The organism is Streptomyces sp. NPDC006476 (genome assembly GCF_040612015.1).
Taxonomy (GTDB): domain Bacteria; phylum Actinomycetota; class Actinomycetes; order Streptomycetales; family Streptomycetaceae; genus Streptomyces; species Streptomyces griseorubiginosus_B.
This window is the reverse complement of the sequence record NZ_JBEXPK010000119.1, coordinates 1-16308: the sequence shown is the minus strand read 5'-3', so window position 1 is coordinate 16308 and position 16308 is coordinate 1. Positions and strand designations below refer to the sequence as shown.

14 protein-coding genes and 5 pseudogenes are annotated in these 16308 nt (G+C 68.1%); 12 read left to right on the top strand and 7 right to left on the bottom strand.

Features of this window, described 5'->3' with window-relative positions; all coding sequences use genetic code 11:
* Window positions 1-218: 218 nt before the first annotated feature.
* Complete coding sequence (locus tag ABZZ74_RS49320; protein WP_356950673.1) at window positions 219-569, bottom strand: helix-turn-helix domain-containing protein; 351 nt, start codon at window positions 567-569, stop codon at window positions 219-221.
* Window positions 570-621: 52 nt separating this feature from the next.
* On the opposite strand from ABZZ74_RS49320, the pseudogene ABZZ74_RS49315 reads away from it, so the two are divergent.
* Window positions 622-1510: pseudogene (locus ABZZ74_RS49315) on the top strand (NAD(P)-binding domain-containing protein).
* A gap of 211 nt (window positions 1511-1721) precedes the next feature.
* Here ABZZ74_RS49315 and ABZZ74_RS49310 read toward each other — a convergent pair.
* Window positions 1722-1874, bottom strand: a pseudogene (locus ABZZ74_RS49310) (transposase); the annotation flags it as partial.
* 433 nt (window positions 1875-2307) lie between these two features.
* On the opposite strand from ABZZ74_RS49310, the gene ABZZ74_RS49305 reads away from it, so the two are divergent.
* The 3 genes and pseudogenes from ABZZ74_RS49305 to ABZZ74_RS49295 all read left to right on the top strand — a co-directional run.
* Window positions 2308-3924 carry a flavin monoamine oxidase family protein gene (locus tag ABZZ74_RS49305; protein ID WP_356950672.1) on the top strand — a complete coding sequence of 539 codons (1617 nt, stop codon included), beginning with the start codon at window positions 2308-2310 and terminating at the stop codon, window positions 3922-3924.
* A gap of 99 nt (window positions 3925-4023) precedes the next feature.
* Window positions 4024-4482, top strand: coding sequence for a transposase (locus ABZZ74_RS49300; protein ID WP_356950671.1), 459 nt, complete (start codon window positions 4024-4026; stop codon window positions 4480-4482).
* Window positions 4483-4817: 335 nt separating this feature from the next.
* A pseudogene (locus ABZZ74_RS49295) lies at window positions 4818-5003 on the top strand (transposase); the annotation flags it as partial.
* Window positions 5004-5057: 54 nt separating this feature from the next.
* Here the strand turns inward: ABZZ74_RS49295 and ABZZ74_RS49290 are convergent.
* Both ABZZ74_RS49290 and ABZZ74_RS49285 read right to left on the bottom strand, forming a co-directional pair.
* Window positions 5058-5390, bottom strand: a pseudogene (locus ABZZ74_RS49290) (transposase); the annotation flags it as partial.
* A 278-nt stretch (window positions 5391-5668) separates the two neighbouring features.
* On the bottom strand, window positions 5669-6040 hold the full coding sequence (locus ABZZ74_RS49285; RefSeq protein ID WP_356950670.1) for a MerR family transcriptional regulator: 372 nt from the start codon (window positions 6038-6040) through the stop codon (window positions 5669-5671).
* A 299-nt stretch (window positions 6041-6339) separates the two neighbouring features.
* Here ABZZ74_RS49285 and ABZZ74_RS49280 point away from each other — a divergent pair, with 299 nt between their 5' ends.
* Window positions 6340-6774, top strand: a complete 435-nt coding sequence (locus tag ABZZ74_RS49280) for an ATP-binding protein (RefSeq protein ID WP_356950669.1) — start codon at window positions 6340-6342, stop codon at window positions 6772-6774.
* A gap of 23 nt (window positions 6775-6797) precedes the next feature.
* Window positions 6798-7214 (top strand): Fur family transcriptional regulator, encoded by a 417-nt coding sequence (locus tag ABZZ74_RS49275; RefSeq protein ID WP_356950668.1) that lies wholly within the window; start codon window positions 6798-6800, stop codon window positions 7212-7214.
* A gap of 103 nt (window positions 7215-7317) precedes the next feature.
* Here ABZZ74_RS49275 and ABZZ74_RS49270 read toward each other — a convergent pair whose 3' ends face one another.
* Window positions 7318-7713 carry a GNAT family N-acetyltransferase gene (locus ABZZ74_RS49270; RefSeq protein ID WP_356950667.1) on the bottom strand — a complete coding sequence of 132 codons (396 nt, stop codon included), beginning with the start codon at window positions 7711-7713 and terminating at the stop codon, window positions 7318-7320.
* Between the two features lie 230 nt (window positions 7714-7943).
* On the opposite strand from ABZZ74_RS49270, the pseudogene ABZZ74_RS49265 reads away from it, so the two are divergent.
* The 4 genes and pseudogenes from ABZZ74_RS49265 to ABZZ74_RS49250 all read left to right on the top strand — a co-directional run.
* Window positions 7944-8108, top strand: a pseudogene (locus ABZZ74_RS49265) (helix-turn-helix domain-containing protein); the annotation flags it as partial.
* Between the two features lie 402 nt (window positions 8109-8510).
* A complete protein-coding gene (locus ABZZ74_RS49260; RefSeq protein WP_356950674.1) occupies window positions 8511-8798 on the top strand; it encodes a hypothetical protein in 288 nt (95 codons plus the stop codon).
* The gene (locus ABZZ74_RS49255; RefSeq protein ID WP_356950666.1) at window positions 8795-9280 is read left to right on the top strand and encodes a hypothetical protein; all 486 of its coding nucleotides are present in this window, start codon (window positions 8795-8797) and stop codon (window positions 9278-9280) included. The genes ABZZ74_RS49260 and ABZZ74_RS49255 overlap by 4 nt, the downstream gene beginning before the upstream one ends.
* Window position 9281: 1 nt before the next feature.
* The gene (locus tag ABZZ74_RS49250; RefSeq protein WP_356950665.1) at window positions 9282-9644 is read left to right on the top strand and encodes a GntR family transcriptional regulator; all 363 of its coding nucleotides are present in this window, start codon (window positions 9282-9284) and stop codon (window positions 9642-9644) included.
* 598 nt (window positions 9645-10242) lie between these two features.
* On the opposite strand, the gene ABZZ74_RS49245 is transcribed toward ABZZ74_RS49250, so the two are convergent.
* Window positions 10243-12924: a SpoIIE family protein phosphatase gene (locus tag ABZZ74_RS49245; RefSeq protein WP_356950664.1), complete on the bottom strand. Its 2682-nt coding sequence runs from the start codon at window positions 12922-12924 to the stop codon at window positions 10243-10245.
* A gap of 474 nt (window positions 12925-13398) precedes the next feature.
* Between ABZZ74_RS49245 and ABZZ74_RS49240 the strand changes: the two genes are divergently transcribed.
* Entirely contained in the window at window positions 13399-14442 is a 1044-nt protein-coding gene (locus tag ABZZ74_RS49240) for a PP2C family protein-serine/threonine phosphatase (protein WP_356950663.1), read from the top strand.
* Window positions 14443-14734: 292 nt separating this feature from the next.
* Here the strand turns inward: ABZZ74_RS49240 and ABZZ74_RS49235 are convergent, their stop codons facing one another.
* Window positions 14735-15046 carry a hypothetical protein gene (locus ABZZ74_RS49235; protein WP_356950662.1) on the bottom strand — a complete coding sequence of 104 codons (312 nt, stop codon included), beginning with the start codon at window positions 15044-15046 and terminating at the stop codon, window positions 14735-14737.
* Window positions 15047-15272: 226 nt separating this feature from the next.
* Between ABZZ74_RS49235 and ABZZ74_RS49230 the strand changes: the two genes are divergently transcribed.
* On the top strand, window positions 15273-16073 hold the full coding sequence (locus ABZZ74_RS49230) for a maleylpyruvate isomerase family mycothiol-dependent enzyme (protein WP_356950661.1): 801 nt from the start codon (window positions 15273-15275) through the stop codon (window positions 16071-16073).
* Window positions 16074-16308 lie beyond the last annotated feature (235 nt).

The window sequence follows — 16308 nt, the reverse complement described above, 5'->3', positions numbered from 1 at the left end:
CGCTGGAACAGTTCCCACAACTCGTCCGGCACCAGCCGCTCAACGATTCCCACGTCAACAGGGTATCGAACACGCCAAATGAGATGACGTCTAAGAGACCACCGCCCTCAGTACCCACTTTTTTGTGGGTACTTGTCGGTGCAGGGAGGCAGAGCGGAACCTGGTCACACGGCGTCGTGAGGGGCGCCGTATCTGAGTGAGGCGGGAGTGACCATGCGTTAGGAGGCCGACTGTGCCTGGGCGAGCTTCTCCAGGCGGCGGTGGCCCCAATCCGAGACGGGCCCCAGGGCCTCCAAGAGCTCGCGGCCGAACGGGGTGAGGGAGTACACCGTTTTCAGCGGTAGCTCGTCATGCACCACCCGGTGCACCAGTCCGTCAGCCTCCATCTCGCGGAGCGCCTGAGTCAGTACCTTCTCGCTGAGGCCCGGCAGCCGACGCCGCAGCTCCCCGGGGCGCCACGGACCGGATTCCAGCAGCCACAGCAGAACGGTCTTCCACTTGCCGTCGATCACGGCAATCGCGGCCGTCACTCCGCAGACGTTTGTGTCCCTGGCGCGGCTTCGCGTCACGTGAGCCCCTTTCATCACTCTCTTCCGATACTTCTACAGAGGCTGAACAAACATGTCTTCACACCCCCAACAGTCTGCCGTCACCGTGCTGGGTCTCGGGCCGATGGGCCGAGCTTTGGCCGGAGCGTTCCTGGATGCTGGCCTGCGGACGACGGTCTGGAACCGGACACCGGGCAGGAACCGCGATCTGGTCGAGCGAGGCGCAGTCGGAACCCGATCCGCAGAAGAGGCGGTCGCCGCGAGCGGGCTGACCGTGGCCTGCGTGGTGAACTACGACGCTGTGGACGCCATTCTGCGGCGCGAGGCGGTTACCGACGCGCTCAAGGGCCGCACGGTGGTGAACCTGACCGCCGACAACCCCGGCCCGGGCCCGCGACACGGCGGCCTGGGCGGCCGGGCACGGCATCCAATACCTGGACGGCGCCATCATGACACCGACCAAGACCATCGGAACGCCTGCCGCGGTCTTCATCCACAGCGGTCCCGAGGAGCTCTACCGCAAGCATCTACCTATCCTTGAGGCGCTGGGCGGCACCCACACCCGTCTTGGCGAGGAGATCGGCCGGGCGGCCGCCTACGACATCGCGCTGCTGGATATCTTCTGGACTGCCATGGCGGGCTATGCACACGCCCTGGCGGTGGCCAAGGCTGAGGGTGTCACCGCGCAGGAGCTGGCCCCGTTAGCCAAGGGCATAGGCGCGATCATCCCGCCACTCTTCGAGCAGGCGGCGGAGGGTGTGGACAGCGGCGACTTCTCCGGCGAGGGCAACCCGATCACCTCGGCAGCCTCGTCCATGGCCCACATCGTGCAGACCTCTGAAGGGCATGGCATCGACGCGGGCGTCATGCGCGCGGCAGAGGGCATGGCCCGCCGCGTCATCGGCCTGGGCCACGGCACGGACGGGTTCATCCGCATCGCCGAGGTACTGGGGCGCCGCTGAGGAAGCGGCAGGCGGCCGGGCCCCCGGACGCGGCAGCAGCGCACCGACCTCACCCGGCACATCCGCAAGGACCTGGACGCGGTCGCCACCGAACTCAACGGCCGCCCACGCAAGACGCTCGGCTGGGAAACCCCAGCCGAGCGTTTGTCTAAACTGCTCGCGGCTTGATCAACTCACCACGGTGTTGCAACGGCCCATGGAATTCGCCGTACCGCCGCACCTGCGCGTCGTACTCCTTGCGCAGCAGGCGGGCGGATACGCCCTTGAGGGAGTTGACCAGCTTGGAGAGCTGGACCTTCGGCGGGTAGTGCACGAGCAGGTGTACGTAATCACCCTCGCCGTGGAACTGCTTCAGGTCGGCTTCGATAGCGAAGGAGACCGTGTTGTGGGGCCTCACACCTTCCCCCTGCATGGACGATCGTTCGGCTGAAGCTCTATCTCGCCGTTCCGCTGTCCGGAAGGCCGGTGGCTGAGTACACGCCGGGTACCTGGCGCAGGTACAGGAAGTCGAGCAGTCGCATGCCGGCCTCGGCGGCCTTGCCCAACTCGCCGGACTCGCCGGACTGTACGGTCCGCCTGTGCGACCACAGAGCGCGCGGTCAGCAGTTCCTGGATGGCGTAGGAAGAAGAACCTTGCCGGAGTCGAGCGGACCATCCGCGGCGGGTGCGTCCGGGCCAGCCCGGCGTCCCTTCGGTCGGCTCCCGCAGAAACGTGCGGGATACACGAATGCACGGCGTGCCGTAACCGCCCCTTGGCACGCTTCCCCCGGCCTTCAAGATCGGAAGGGGAGCCCCTCATGGCAGAGTTTCAGGTCGGAACGGGAACAAGCCGCCGCGCGTTCCTTCGCAGTGTGGGTGTGGCGGGTGGCGCCGGCGCCATGTTCGCCACGATGGGGGCGCTCGGCCTCGCCCCTACCGCCGCCTACGCAGCAGAGAAGGAAGCACCGTTCCGCGCCCCTAGGCCCAGCGATTTCACCCTCCAGGGTCGCAAGGGCAGGCCCGCCAAGGTCGTCGTCATCGGCGGCGGCATCGCCGGTCTCACCTCCGCCTACGAACTCGGCAAGGCCGGCTATGACTGTACGGTCCTCGAAGCACGCGATCGCGTCGGAGGCCGCAACCTCACCGTTCGCGGCGGCGACAGGCTGACCGACATCAACGGTGTCAGCCAGACCGCGGGATTCGGCAAGGGCCAGTACATGAACGCCGGCCCCGCACGCATCGCCCAATGGATGGTGACGCTCGACTACTGCCGCGAACTCGGCGTGCCCGTCGAGGTCTTCACGAACACCAATGCCAGCGCGCTCATCTACAACGAGACCACCGGCATGAAGGCGCCGGTTCAGTACCGCACCGCCAAGGCCGACGTCTACGGCTATGTATCCGAGTTGCTGTCCAAAGCCACGAACTCCGGAGTCCTGGACGCCGAGTTGACGGCGGACGACAAGGAACGGCTGCTGACTTTCCTCAAGAGCTACGGCTCGCTCGGTTCTGACTACACGTACACCGGGACCGAACACCGTGGCTTCAGCGTCGCCCCGGGCGCCGCCGGCACCCCGGGCGAGGAACTCGGTGACGTACCCTCCCTCTCCGAGGTGTTCGCCTCCAACGTAGGCCGCTACTTCTCCTTCGAGTTCGGCTACGACCAGGCGATGCTGATGTTCCAGCCCGTCGGCGGTATGGACCGGATACCGATGGCGTTCGCCCGCGCCATAGGCGAGGAGAGGATCCGCACCGGCGCAGCCGTCACCGACATCAAGAACACCTCCGACGGCGTGCAGATCACTTACACCCAGAAGGGCCGCACCCGCACCATCACCGCCGACTACTGCATCGCCACCCTCGCCCCGCACATCCTGGCCAAGACCTCGCACAACCTCGGCACCGCGGTGCAGACCTCCCTGCGGGCGGTGAAGCCTTCCTACGCCTCCAAGATCGGCCTCGAGTACAAGAGCCGCTGGTGGGAGAGGGATTTCAGGATCTTCGGCGGCATCACCGAGACCGACCTGGACCTCGATCACATCTGGTACCCGTCCTACGGACACCTGGGCGAACGCGGCCTGATCATCGGCTACTACAACACGGGCGCCCACTCCGAGGTCTACTCGGCGCTCACCCCGGCCCAGCGCCTGGAACGCGCCCTCGACCAGGGCGTAAAGATCCACGGTGCCAAGTACCGCAGCGAACTCGCCGCCTCATACTCCCACCAGTGGAAGCTCGTCCCCTACCTCGAAGGCGCTTGGCACTCCATGCCAGGTGGCCCCGACGCACCGGCGTACGCGCCGCTCAACACGGCCCAGGGGCACGTGTACTTCGCCGGTGACTACCTCAGCTATCTGGACGCCTGGCAGCATGGAGCGATCTCCTCTGCCCGCAAGGTCGTCACCGAGTTGCACCAGCGCGTGCTCGCCTCCTGATGAGCCCTCGCGACCGCCCGTTTTTGCGCGTAGACGGACTGCAAGACGTTCGGCTGGCGCGCACACCCGGTGCACAGCGATTAGACCCGGTAGCACCAGGTGGGAAGCAAGTATACGAAGCGGTACACCGAGGAGTTCGAGCGGGACGCGATCGCGCTCGTCGACTCCTCGGGCAAGACGGTCACCGCCGTCGCCAGGGAACTCGGCATCAGCTCCGAGTCCCTGCGCGTTTGGTACCGCCAGGCGAAGGCGGACCGGGTCGAGGGCGGGTCCGGCGAGTTGAGCAGTGCCGGGCGCGAGGAGCTCAAGCGGCTGCGCAAACAGAACCGCGAGCAGCAGGAGACGATCGAGATCCTGAAAAAAGTAGTCATGCCGCCGCTGCGCGGCGCCACCGTGGCGGGAGGGGAATCGGGGCGGGATCGTCTCTGGGGGACGCCGGTCCAGCGCTACTGTTCGCCATCGGCTCGCCAGGGTCATCCTGCGGATGGTGACGCCCGGTTGACGTCGGTGCCGTGTGGTACTTCGAGTCCGCGTAAAAGGTATGACGCTGGGGCCTGAGGGACCGTTGACTGCTGCCACGAGCGCGAATCTCAGACTCTTCGACTGGTAGGCCCCTTCGGGCGGCACCGCCCGCGGTCGATCGTGGGGGAGGCGAGGATGGACGTTATCGTGGACCGGGTCGCCGGCTTGGACGTGCACCGCGACACCGCGGTCGCCACGATCCGGGTTCCCGGCAAGCGCCGGGGCAGCCGCCATCATGAGACCGGGGGGGACTGGCTGGTCGCCGAGAACATCGAGCTGGCGGGCATGGAGGCAACCGGGATCTACTGGAAGCCTGTGTTTGCCGCGCTGGAGGACCGCCTTGCGTGCATGCTGGCTGCTCAACGCATCACATGCACAACGTGCCGGGCCGTAAGACCGACGTGGCCGACTCGGCGTGGATCGCTCAATTGCTGGAACACGGACTGGTGCGGCCCTCGTTCGTGCCGCCGCCGGGGATGCGGGACCTGCGGGACCTGACCCGCTCGCGCAGCGCGGTCACCCAGGAGCGGATCCGGGTGATCCAGCGCCTGGAGAAGGTGATGCAGGATGCTGGGATCAAGCTGACCTCGGTGGCCTCGCAGGCGTGGATGGCGGTTTTTGGTGCCGGGCGGTCGTCCGGGACCAGCACGGCGAGGTTGGGGAACACGGGCCGGGCAGAGCAGGTGGGCTCGGATGTTCCTGAACCCTCGGCGGACCCGGGCCGGGGTGAGGCGTTCGGGCTTGGCCGGCTTCTCCCAGGGCCGACGGAGGTCGGCGGCCCGCGGCCGGGCGAGGCGGAGCTGGGTGTGGGCGACGACCACGCATCAGGTTCACCGGTCCGCGGCCTCGGGAGTACAGACCTTCGGGGTGGTCCAGCCGAGAATCTGCTTTCCGAACCTGAAGATGTGCTCGGGATCGGATCTCCTGAGGAACACCTGCCACCACAGAAGGTCACTACCGAGTTTCTCACCTGAACATCTTCTCGAGACTCTTGGTGTTCTCGTGCGGCGGGACGCCACTGTACGAGCACCGAACAACTGCCGTCAGTCGGCGAGTTGGAGTACGTCCGCCCGCTTTTTGCCACCAGCGGCTCGCCGCCGTCCTAGGCCGACCGAAATGGGCAGTATGGCGCTCGTGCATCGGCACCGCTGCGCTCAGCGCCCTTGCGGCCGCCGCCACGTATCCCGCCGGCGAGTACCAGCCGGCGGGACCGTCCGGGCTTTCATGCGGCGGTTCGGCGGCCGTCGCGGTCGGCCCGGGCCGCGGCCATCAGGCCGTCGAGCGCGTCGCGGGTGTGCAGTAGCTCCTCGATGTGGGCGGAGAGCCGGTCGCGCTCCTGGGCCATGCGTTCCAGCGCGGAGTCGGAGTTCTCGTCGCTGGGCCCGTCGCGGCACGGCATCAGCTCCAAGATGGTGCGGCTGGACAGCCCGGCCGTGTAAAGGCGCTGGATGAAGTCGACCCGTTCGATGTCGTCCGGCGTGGAAGGCCGCTGACCACTGCTACTACGGGTGCTGACGAGCAGTCCCTGCTTTTCGTAATAGCGCAGTGAACGAACACTAACTCCACTGCGTGCCGCGAGTTCGCCGATCCGCATCTCACCCTTCTCCCGCCCCAGGACTTGCACCTCACATCTCGATCGGCTCCCTGCGGGCGGATGGAGCGCCCGGTGATTTGGGTGGGTCATGAAAAATGGCCCTTTCCATCTTCTTGACTGACTCCAGAAGAGGCGTAGCGTCAAGGGGGAAATTTTGGTACCACCCCGAAGGGGGAGCGATGGACAGGGCAGTTCCTCGAGAGACCTCCCCGTGGGGAACGGTTGCCGGTGCGGCTGCCCCGGGTCCTCAGCGCTCCTTGCGGCCCGTTGCGCCGGGGGTGCCTCTGGCTACGGACTGTGTGGAGCCGTTTGTCGGCGGGCCGTGGGCGCTGCCCTGGTCGCCGACCGCGTGCGCCTTGGCGAGGGCCGCCATACGCGAGGTGCTGCCCCAATGGGATCTGTGTGACCTCGTCCCGACCGCCGAGCTGCTGGTCAGCGAACTCGTATGCAACGCGGTGCGGCATGCTTGCGGTCCGCTGCGCCTGACCCTGGAGCGGGTGCCCTCTGTGCGCTGTCTGGTCAGCGACGGCTCTTGTGAGCCTCCGCGCCGGTCCGACGTCAGCTGGGAGGACGAGCACGGCCGCGGACTCGCCTTGGTGGGCGCCCTGGCAGCACGGTGGGGCTTTGAGTACGGGCCGGTCGGCAAGACCGTGTGGTTCGAGCTCTCCACGGACACCGTCATGGACAGTGACGAGGTGGTCCCTGAGGGCGACAGGGAGTACGAGACGGAATGACATCGGCTGCCGCAAAGGAACCCATGGAGCTGGCCGCGGCGCGGCTGCGCAAGGCGGGCATGCGGGTGACTGCTCCGCGTATGGCCGTGCTGATGGCCGTCTCCGATTCGTCAGGCCATCTCGATGCCGACACCCTGCGTAAGCGCGCTCAGCGGGTCACCGGCGGCCTGTCCCTGCAGGCCACCTACAACGTCCTGCGCGCGCTGACCGACGCCGGCCTGGTCCGGTGCACTCAGATCGCCGGACACCCGGCCCGCTACGAGGCCGAGAACCACGACAATCACCACCACTTTGTGTGCCGCGACTGCGGCGCCATCCGTGACGTGGAGTGCGCGGTGGGCGCGGCTCCCTGCATGGAGCCTCGGTTGCCGAATGAGTACGCCGTCCAGGAGGCCGCAGTGACGTTCTGGGGCGTGTGCCCCGACTGTCAGGTCGCGTGAGGACGTCTTCGGGGCGACCGCGAAGACATCACCAGCATCCCTTGTGTCACCTGGCGGGGCGAGAAAGACAGGATGGTGAAAGACGTGCCCGGACACAGCAAGGTCACAGGGCGATCAGTCCTGCGGCCGTCTCCTTGAAGCCGCAGGCATCGAAGTAGAACGATCGCAAGTGCTCCTCGAAGTCGACATGCAGCCACTCACACCCTGCGGCACGGCAACCCTCAGCAGCCTCCTTGACCAGCGCGGCTCCCACTCCGTTCGAACGAATGCGCTGAGCTACGACCGTATCCAGGATGAAGGCATGGACTCCGCCGTCCCAGGCGACGTTGACGAAGCCGACTAAACGATCATCTTCCCAAGCGCAGACCCAGCCGAGGCTGTGACGCTGAAGTCTTGCCCGCCAGTCTGTGTGTCCGACCGGATACTCGAACCCTTCGGCATGCAACCCGTTGAGAGCTGCGTTGTCGATGTCGCCTCGCCACACATACGTGATCGTCATGTTTCGAACATACTGAGCACCAGACGAACCGCGGGACGGGGGACTCCCTCACTCTCGACTGCCGTCAAAACTGCTGAACAACGAACGCCTCGAAGATCGCTCGAGTTTCGCCGTTTTCCCAGGGTCACTCCGGCGGTTGTAACTGCTGGTGACGTTAGTTCTGTGGGTGCAGGAGGTTCAGCGGTGTGAGGCGGTTGGTGTGTCTTCCGAGTCGCAGGCCGTGGTTTCCGATGTGTCCGTTCCGCACCTTGACGCGGCCCCAGTTGGCCGAGGCCCGTCGCATGCGGGCCGTCGAGTTGTTCGAGCAGGGACGTGCCACGTCCGAGGTTGCGCGGATGGTGGGGATGCATGCCGAGAGCGTGCGCCGGTGGAAACGGTTATCGGAGGAGGGCGGTGCTCAGGCACTGCGGCGGCGTCCGGCCACCGGGCGGCCGCCCACGCTGGATGATGCCCAAGTCGAGGCCGTTCGGGTCGCGTTGGAGCAGCACTTACCGCTTTTGCGGAGGATTCGGTTCCGATGGGAGCGGCTTGATCATGCCTGGCGCGGGTCTCAGACGGCTTGTTCGAGTTTTAGGCGAACACTTGGTCTGACGTGGGAAGGGAGGGATTGTGCGACCGACAGAGGAACGCCGGCCGACGAGTCTGGGGCGCTGGGCCGCCGTGGTCGTCGCGCCGTTCGTGGCCGGGGCGGCGGCCGTGCTCGTGATCTACCTGCTGTTACGCGACAGGATGCCGGAACGCATGGCGACCCACGTCGGGCGGGCGGTCCCGACGGCTACAGCTCCACCGGCTCGGCAGTGGCCTCCTACCTGGTGGTCTTCCTCGTCGAGGCCGTTCTGTTCCTGTTCAAGGCGTGGCCCGACGACGAGGACGAGGCCACCCCAGGCGCCGTGCGCACCCTCACCGCCGTGGCCTGGGCGCTCGCCGCCGCCACCGCCTACCTGATGTGCGCCCTGCTCACGGAGGCCACCCACTCCCCGGACGGCCGCAACGTCACCGTGCCGGTCTACCAGTTCGTCATCGCACTCGCCCTCGGCGCCGCCATCGTGCTCGCCGTCCGCCTCCTGTCCCGGAGGAACCGGTGAGCCATCCGCACGAGCACAGCGAACGGACCGTCTGGTACCGCACGCAGTTCAGCAGCTGGATGATCGCCGCCGGCGTGGTCCTGGCGATCGCGCTTACCGTGATCGCGGCCATCGATGCGTCCTACCGCACCGTCAGCCTCGTCCTCCTGCTGGCGGCGGCCGCGTTCCTCGTCACAGGCGGCATCAAGGTGACGGTCTCCAGCCGCGGCGTCACGGTCGCCTCAGCACTCGTCCCACTCCTGCGCCGCACCATTGCCCTCGAGCGGATCGCCCACGCCTCAGCACGCTGGACCCGGCCGATGGAGATCGGCGGCTGGGGCTACCGGTGGAAACCAGGCCTACGCGCGGTCTCCCTGCGCGAAGGCGACGCCCTATGGCTGGAACTGCTCCGGGGAACACACTTCGTCATCACTGTCGACGACGCCAAGAGGGCAGCGGACCTGGTCAACCACTACCTCCCCGGACCCGGTGCGGGCCACTGACATGCTCATCACCATCGACCACGCCTCACGCACCTCCCGGGCCGAGCAGATCGCAGCCTGCGTGCGCCGAGGACTGGCCGATGGCACCATCCGCAAACGCGAACGACTTCCCGGCGCCCGTACCCTTGCCGCCACTCTCGACGTCAACATGCACACCGTGCTGCGGGCCTACCAGCAACTCAACGCCGAACACCTCATCGAACTACGCCCAGGCCGCGGCGCTGTCGTCACCGCCGATGCCCCCGCTTCTCAGGCCCTCCTGATCGAAGCCTGCCGGCATATCGTCCGCCTCTCCCGCGCGCACGGCCTGACCCGGCCAGAGACACTCGCCCTGCTTGAGCAGCAGTTCGAATCGTTCCCGTGACTGTCTGACGGCGTACGAATCACCGCCTGCGGTGACCGCCCAGCTTCTCGGTGACAACCTGCCGTAGTCGACGCCTTCGCCGTACGTGGTCGGGGGACACCCCCGGTACTCCGCCGCCTCCACAGCCACGCGACGACCTCCTGCTGCTCGTGCCCCAGAACCGCATCGGCGGGCAGCACGTTCGCACGGGCACCGGCTCGGGCCCGGCATCGTCGTCGGAAGGCGTCGTCACGGCCTCACGGTAAGTAGCGCCGGAAGTGCCTATCACCTTGGGTACTTATGGCAACTTGGTTGGATTGTCAGACCGGGGTCCTGGCAACAGGTTCGGCGACTGGATGCCCGCCTCCTGGTCCCCGGATGGCTGATGGACCGTATCACCGAGGACTTTTCTTGAGGTCGCCGAGTGCAGTCGTCGCCACGGCGACAGCTGTTCGTCCAATAGTGCCCGGTCGAAGTCCTGTTCCGCTTCCGTGAGTTGCGCAGCCTGCCACAACAGCCATCCGCGCGTCGCGAAGGAGAGCGTGTACCCGTCATCGACGGAGATCGCGTGGCGCAGAAGCCGTTCACGGGCACCAGCACCGTCACCGTCACCTACTCCTCACATCAGGGGATCCCCGAACTGTTCGAGGAGCACGTCGACCGACGTATCGTCCGCGGGATTGGACGCGCCGTCGTGCAGGATCTGCTCCGCCCAGATGACCTTGCCGCGGGACGTGTACCGCGTCCCCCACCGCTGTGCGAACTGCGCCACGAGGAACAGGCCACGCCCGCCCTCGTCCGTGGTGGCCGCCCGACGCAGTCGAGGAGAGGTGCTGGAGCCGTCCGACACCTCACAGATCAGACTGCGTCCGCGTAGCAGGCGCACCTTCACAGGTGGTGATCCGTAGCGGATCGCGTTCGTGACCAGTTCGCTGAGGATCAGCTCCGTGGTGAACGCGGTCTCGTCCAGCCCCCAGCCGCTCAGAACCGTCCTGCACTGGGCCCGCACCGAGGGCACCACCGCCGTGTCCGGGGGAACATCCCACTCGGCCACCGAAGAGGACGGGATCCGCCGGGTCCGCGCCGCCAGCAGTGCGATGTCGTCCGAGAGTCGGGTCGGCTTCAACGCCCCGATCACGGCTCGGCAGGTCTCCTCCGGAGTGCGTTCCCCGGCCCCGGCTCCGCCTAGCGCCCGGCGCAGCTCTTCGAGACCGGCGTCGATGTCACGGGCAGTGTTCTTGACCAGCCCGTCGGTGTACAGGATCAGCTGGGAGCCCTCCGCCAGGTGCACGTCGGCGGCTTCGAAGGGGTAGCCTCCGAGGCCGAACGGGGGAGAGGCCGGCACCTCGGGGCAGACGACCGTCCCGTCCGGGTTCACCAGCACGGGGCCGGGATGCCCCGCACGGGCCATTGTGCAGATCCCTGTCACCGGGTCGTAGATGGCATACAGGCACGTCGCTCCGGTCAACCCCGTCCCCTCCTGGTCGTCGGGGGCAGCGCTGGAGTCGTCCTCGTCGTCCAGGCGGGCGACCAGATCGTCCAGCTTCCCGAGGACCTCGTCGACGGGGAGGTCCAGCGTGGCGAAGTTGTGCACGGCGACGCGCAGCCGGCCCATCGTCGCCGAGGCGTGTAGCCCGTGGCCGACGACATCGCCTATCACCAGCGCGACCCGTCCGCCCGGCAGCGGAATGACGTCGAACCAGTCCCCGCCCACTCCCGCCTCCGAAGGCAGGTACCGCCAGGCCACTTCCAGGGCGTCCTGCTCCGGCTGGCCCCGCGGCAGCAGACTGCGCTGCAGCGTCACCGTCATCGCGTGCTCGCGGGTGAACCTCCGGGCGTTGTCGATGGCCACCGCCGCCCGCGCGCCGAGCTCTTCCGCGAAGGCCACGTCCTCCGGCTCGAACGCGGGCGAGCCCTCCGTCCGGTAGAAGTGCGCGAGGCCAAGGGGCACCCCGCGCGCCCGCAGAGGCATGGTCACCAGGGAGTGCAATCCGAGTTCCAGCGCCCTTCGAGCGCGTTCCGGATCCTGTTCCTGCCAGCCGTGGGCCTGCCGCAGGTCCGCCTCCAGGATGCCCCGGCTCTGTTCGAGCGCCAGCATCTGCGGAGTCTCGGGCGAGAATGTGATCACCTCACCCAGCCGGTACACCGGCAGCATCCGCTGATCTCCGCTGATCGCGGACCGCAGCAGGTGGCGCCAGCCCTTCGTCGTCGGCTCGGAGCCGCGCACCACCGAATCCAGCAGATCCACCGCGACGACGTCGGCGAACCGGGGCACCGCCACGTCGGCCAGCTCCTGGGCCGTCCGCTCCACATCCAGCGTCGTCCCGATCCGCATCCCCGCCTCGTACAGCAGCTTCAGCTGCCCCAGCGCCACCTCGGCCCGTCCCGACACCACCGCCAGCTCCGTGGTGTCCCGCAACGTCACCACACTGCCCGCGTCGTCGGCCTCCGGGAACGTGGGCCGCTTGTTCACCGCCAGCAACCGGTCGTTGGCGAGGTACACCTCGTCGGTGACCTTCTCCGGGGATGCGAGCACGCGGGCCATCTGCTCGGGAAGCCCCAGTTCCTGCACGTGCCGCCCTTGTGTGTCGGCCGGCAGACCCAGTAGCCGCTTCGCCTCTTCGTTGGCCAGCAGCAGCTGTCGGTCCTCGCCGGTGATCAGAACCCCCTCCCGTACCGCGTGCAGCACGGCTTGGTGGTGCTCGTACAGCCGCGCCAGCTCCGTCGGGGCCAGGCCATGTGTCTGCCGCAGCAGTCGCCGGGACACTGCGGTCGTCCCTGCCGCGGCCAGCACCAGCATGATCGCGCCGACGCCCAGGACGATCGGCAGCTGCGGCATCCACAGTCGCGCCACGTTCGTGACGGTGATCCCCGCAGAAACCAGGCCGACGATCCGGCCGCGCGCATCGGTCACCGGGACGACCGCCTGGATGGCCGTCCCCTTGCCCGTCGGCAGAGGCGGACCGCCCGCCTGTTCGACGACGGTACGGCCTTCGAGTGCCGGCTCGATGGTGCCGACGAACTTCTTGCCGATCTCCGAGGGGTAGGGATACGTGTACCGGATTCCGTCCGTGCTCACGACGACGATGAAATCCATGCCTGCCCGCTTGCGCGCCTGCTCGGCTCGCGGTTGCAACACGGCGGTAGGGTCCGGGCTGCGCAGCGCCAGGCTCACACCGGGGGCGCTGGCGAACGACTGGGCGGCTACCACCGACTCCCGACGCCCCTGCCGCACAGCGTCGCGCGCCGCCTGCAGCACGATGCACGCCACCGCGACCACCACCAGCAGCAGCACGATCATGCTCTGAACGAGGAACACCTGCCCCGCCGCGGTGCGCGGGCTCAGTACGGACAGGCGCCGAGTACGCCGGCCACCGTCGGGCGGAGGACGTGAGGTCCGCAATCGGCTGAGATATCCCTCCATATACCCTTGATAACACCGCTGTGCAGACCTGGGATGACTGACGACGCCTGTCCGGAGAGGGTCAACCCGCGGCGGGACGAGTAACCGGAGCGCGGTGACGGGGGGCAGCCCGAGCGGCGCGCCGGGTGAGAGGTCTCACTTACGGCGGGCCAGGCCCGGCGCGCGCCTTCCGTCGGCCGGATGGTGACGGATCCACCGCACGTGTCTGATCATCAGGACTGAGCCGCGTCGTCCATCCGAGCTCGATGCCTGGTTCCTATCGTTATGATGCATTTTGTGATCGGGTTTGGGCGGCCGTGGCGTCGGCATCTTCTCCGCGGCGGCCGGTGGGAAGCGGCCACGCTGTCACCGGTGATCCTCACCGCCCTCATCGCCGTTCTGGCGTTCTCCACCCCACGGCAGATCGCCTTCAGCCGCCTCCTTCCCACCGCTCCGGCCCTCGCCGCCGCCATGTGGCCCGTGCTCCCCACGCTCCTGCTCGGACTGTTCTGCCTCTTGATCATGATCGGTCTCGGCTTCGTCTACACCGACCTGGGAACGCCCTACACGTCGGCAGCCATCATCGCGGTCACCCTGGCGGCCGCCTACGCCAGCCATGTCCGGCTGCAGCGCGAGGGGACGCTGTCCCACGTACGGCTTGTCGCCGAGGCCGCCCAGGAGGTGCTGCTACGCCCCCTGCCGCGCCGCATGAACAACATCGAGATCGAGGCCCTGTACCTGGCGGCCCAGGAGGAAGCCCGGATCGGCGGCGACTTCTACGAGGCGGCCGACACGCCGTACGGGATCCGGCTCCTCATCGGCGACGTGCGGGGCAAGGGCCTGTCCGCGGTCGGAGCGGCCTCCGCGCTGATCAGCTGCTTCAGGGAGGCCGCATACGACGAGCCCGATCTCAGCGGCATCATTCATCGCCTGGAGGTCACCATCGCTCGTCACAGTGCCGCGTTCCCCCTCCTGGACCGGCCGGAGCACTTCGCCACCGCCCTCATCACCGAGATCCCCCAGGACGGCGGCCAGGTCAGAATCCTCAGCTGCGGGCACCCCCCACCCCTGCTTGTCCACCAGGGGAAAACCCGGCTACTGGAAGCCACCACCCCCTCGCCGCCGCTCAACCTGACGACGCTCGTCGGTGAGCACCACCGCGTGGACGCCTTCGACTTCACCCCCGGCGACCAGCTGCTCCTCTACACCGACGGGGTGACGGAGGCCCGGGACCGCACCGGCCACTTCTTCCCTCTGCCGGACTGGACGCAGCAGCAGGGCCGGATGCCGCCCCGCGAGCTGCTCGACCGGCTTCACGCGGCCCTGCTCCACTACAGCGGAGGAAAGCTCGACGACGACGTCGCGGCCCTTGTCGTGCGCTGCCCGGAGACCTGGGCCAGCGAGTACCGCCTGTAGGCCTCGCCGAGGCGGCAAATCGACATGCGAGGCCGATGGCTGACGCGTTCCTGCGAGGGACGACGGCTGCCGGGCTCTGGGAAGCGTGAGCCCGGCAGCGGGTTTGCTCCCCGGTCAACCGACGGTCAGGGAGCCACCGGGGACCGGCGCACTGCTCTAATCGGTGTCTGGATCATCGGCCTCTTCGAGGAGGCGGGCGGCGAGGTCGTCGGCCCAGTCCAGGGCCCACGGGCGGAAGCCGGCGATGGTGGTGTCGTCCAGGCCGTAGGCGGTGAAGGCTTTTGACGGCGGATCAGGTCATGGCACTCGCCGCAGTGGGGGTAACGCCGGGCATGCGGCCGATGACGGGCCGGGCGGCTTCCGGGGTGGCCAGCACCGCGACGTTGGTGGTCGGCTGGGCTGCTGGCAGTGCGGGCAGTCGCGGGTCGCGGTCGGCTCCAGGGGGGCGCGGGCCGGGTCCTGCTGCCGCGAGGCGGAGCTGGGCCAGCGGTGGCGGCGGGAGCTCGACCCCGGCCGGTTCTCCCTGGCGCGACCTGAACTCCCGACCCGACCGGTCCTCCCTCGCCGTCGTGACCTCCGCGTCCATCACATCGAGCGGCAGCATGACCGCGCGCACCGGGTGGACGTCACGTCGCCCAGGTGCCCGGCCGCGCGGCGAGGCCGGAGCACCCACAGGAGCGACGCCTGGCGTACCGCCACCCCCAGCCTCCTCGCCGCAGTGCGCGGCTTGTCACCCGAGCGGTGGGAGGCGAGGACGTCCGCAATGGCCTGCCGGCGGCGACTGTGAAAATCGCTGTCCGATCACCGGAGCACGATGATAGACATCCGGCGTGGAAGAGAATCTCGAGTTCCCTGACCTGCTGCGACTGATCGATGAACGGTCGACCGCCTTCCGTGCCGCGGTCGCCGCCGCGCCCAGTCTCGATGCACAGGTGCCGACCTGCCCTGGGTGGACGCTGTTCGATCTGGTGAAGCACCTGGGTGGGGGAGACCGTTTCTGGGCCGCCATCGTCGGCGCGGGGCCTGCCGACGCTCCCCCGGCCGAGGCCACCGCTGCGCGTGCCGCTCTGGAAGTGCCGCGGCAGCGCGAGACCCTGCTGGCCTGGCTGGCCGCGTCGACGCAGCTCCTGCTGGACGCCCTGCGCGAGGCAGGCCCGGAGAGCGGTTGCTGGACGTGGTGGCCCGCGTCGCAGTCACCGCAAACCTCCGGCGGTGTCGCCCGGCACCGGGTCCAGGAGACCGCAGTGCACGCGTACGACGCCCAGCTCGCTGGGGGCGCTGCGCAGCCGCTGCCGGTCGAGGTGGCACTCGACGGTGTGGAGGAGTTCCTGTTCACCGTCTGCGGAACGCCGAGTGCCTGGCCGCACAAGCCCACGGCCTTCGACTTCCACTCCGCCGAGGGCCGCTCCTGGCGCCTCACGGTCGACGGCGACGGCGCACGCTCCGCCCGCATCCTGGCGCCCACCGCCGCGACCGGCGAGGAGTCGGAGGCAGCCGGCGCCTCCGTCCATGGCACCGCCAGTGAGTTGGTCCTCTACTTGTACGACCGCATCCAGGCCGAGTCCTTGCGCGTGGACGGGGACGCAGGGCTGCTCGACCTGCTCCGCGCCTGGGAGCCGGAGGAGAAGTAGGACGTATCCTGGCCGGTCGGCGGCCACGGACATGTTGGGCTGGGCACCGTGAGCGAGCGCAAGCCCTACAAGACCGACGTGAGTGACGAGCAGTGGGCGCTGATCGAGCCGGTGATCGCCGCGTGGAAGGCTACGCATCCCTAGTGCCGCATCAGGCAACGTTCGCCCTGTCGTGGTGTGTCGTCCAGTTGCTGCGCCGGGAAGCGCCAGACGGCCACAATGATCACGTGGCTGA

Coding starts and splice junctions, on each gene's coding strand:
- ABZZ74_RS49250 (WP_356950665.1), top strand. CDS start 9,282: ATGCTCATCACCATCGACCACGCCTCACGCACCTCCCGGGCCGAGCAG.
- ABZZ74_RS49275 (WP_356950668.1), top strand. CDS start 6,798: ATGGAGCTGGCCGCGGCGCGGCTGCGCAAGGCGGGCATGCGGGTGACT.
- ABZZ74_RS49305 (WP_356950672.1), top strand. CDS start 2,308: ATGGCAGAGTTTCAGGTCGGAACGGGAACAAGCCGCCGCGCGTTCCTT.
- ABZZ74_RS49270 (WP_356950667.1), bottom strand. CDS start 7,713: ATGACGATCACGTATGTGTGGCGAGGCGACATCGACAACGCAGCTCTC.
- ABZZ74_RS49235 (WP_356950662.1), bottom strand. CDS start 15,046: ATGCTGCCGCTCGATGTGATGGACGCGGAGGTCACGACGGCGAGGGAG.
- ABZZ74_RS49245 (WP_356950664.1), bottom strand. CDS start 12,924: ATGATCGTGCTGCTGCTGGTGGTGGTCGCGGTGGCGTGCATCGTGCTG.
- ABZZ74_RS49285 (WP_356950670.1), bottom strand. CDS start 6,040: ATGCGGATCGGCGAACTCGCGGCACGCAGTGGAGTTAGTGTTCGTTCA.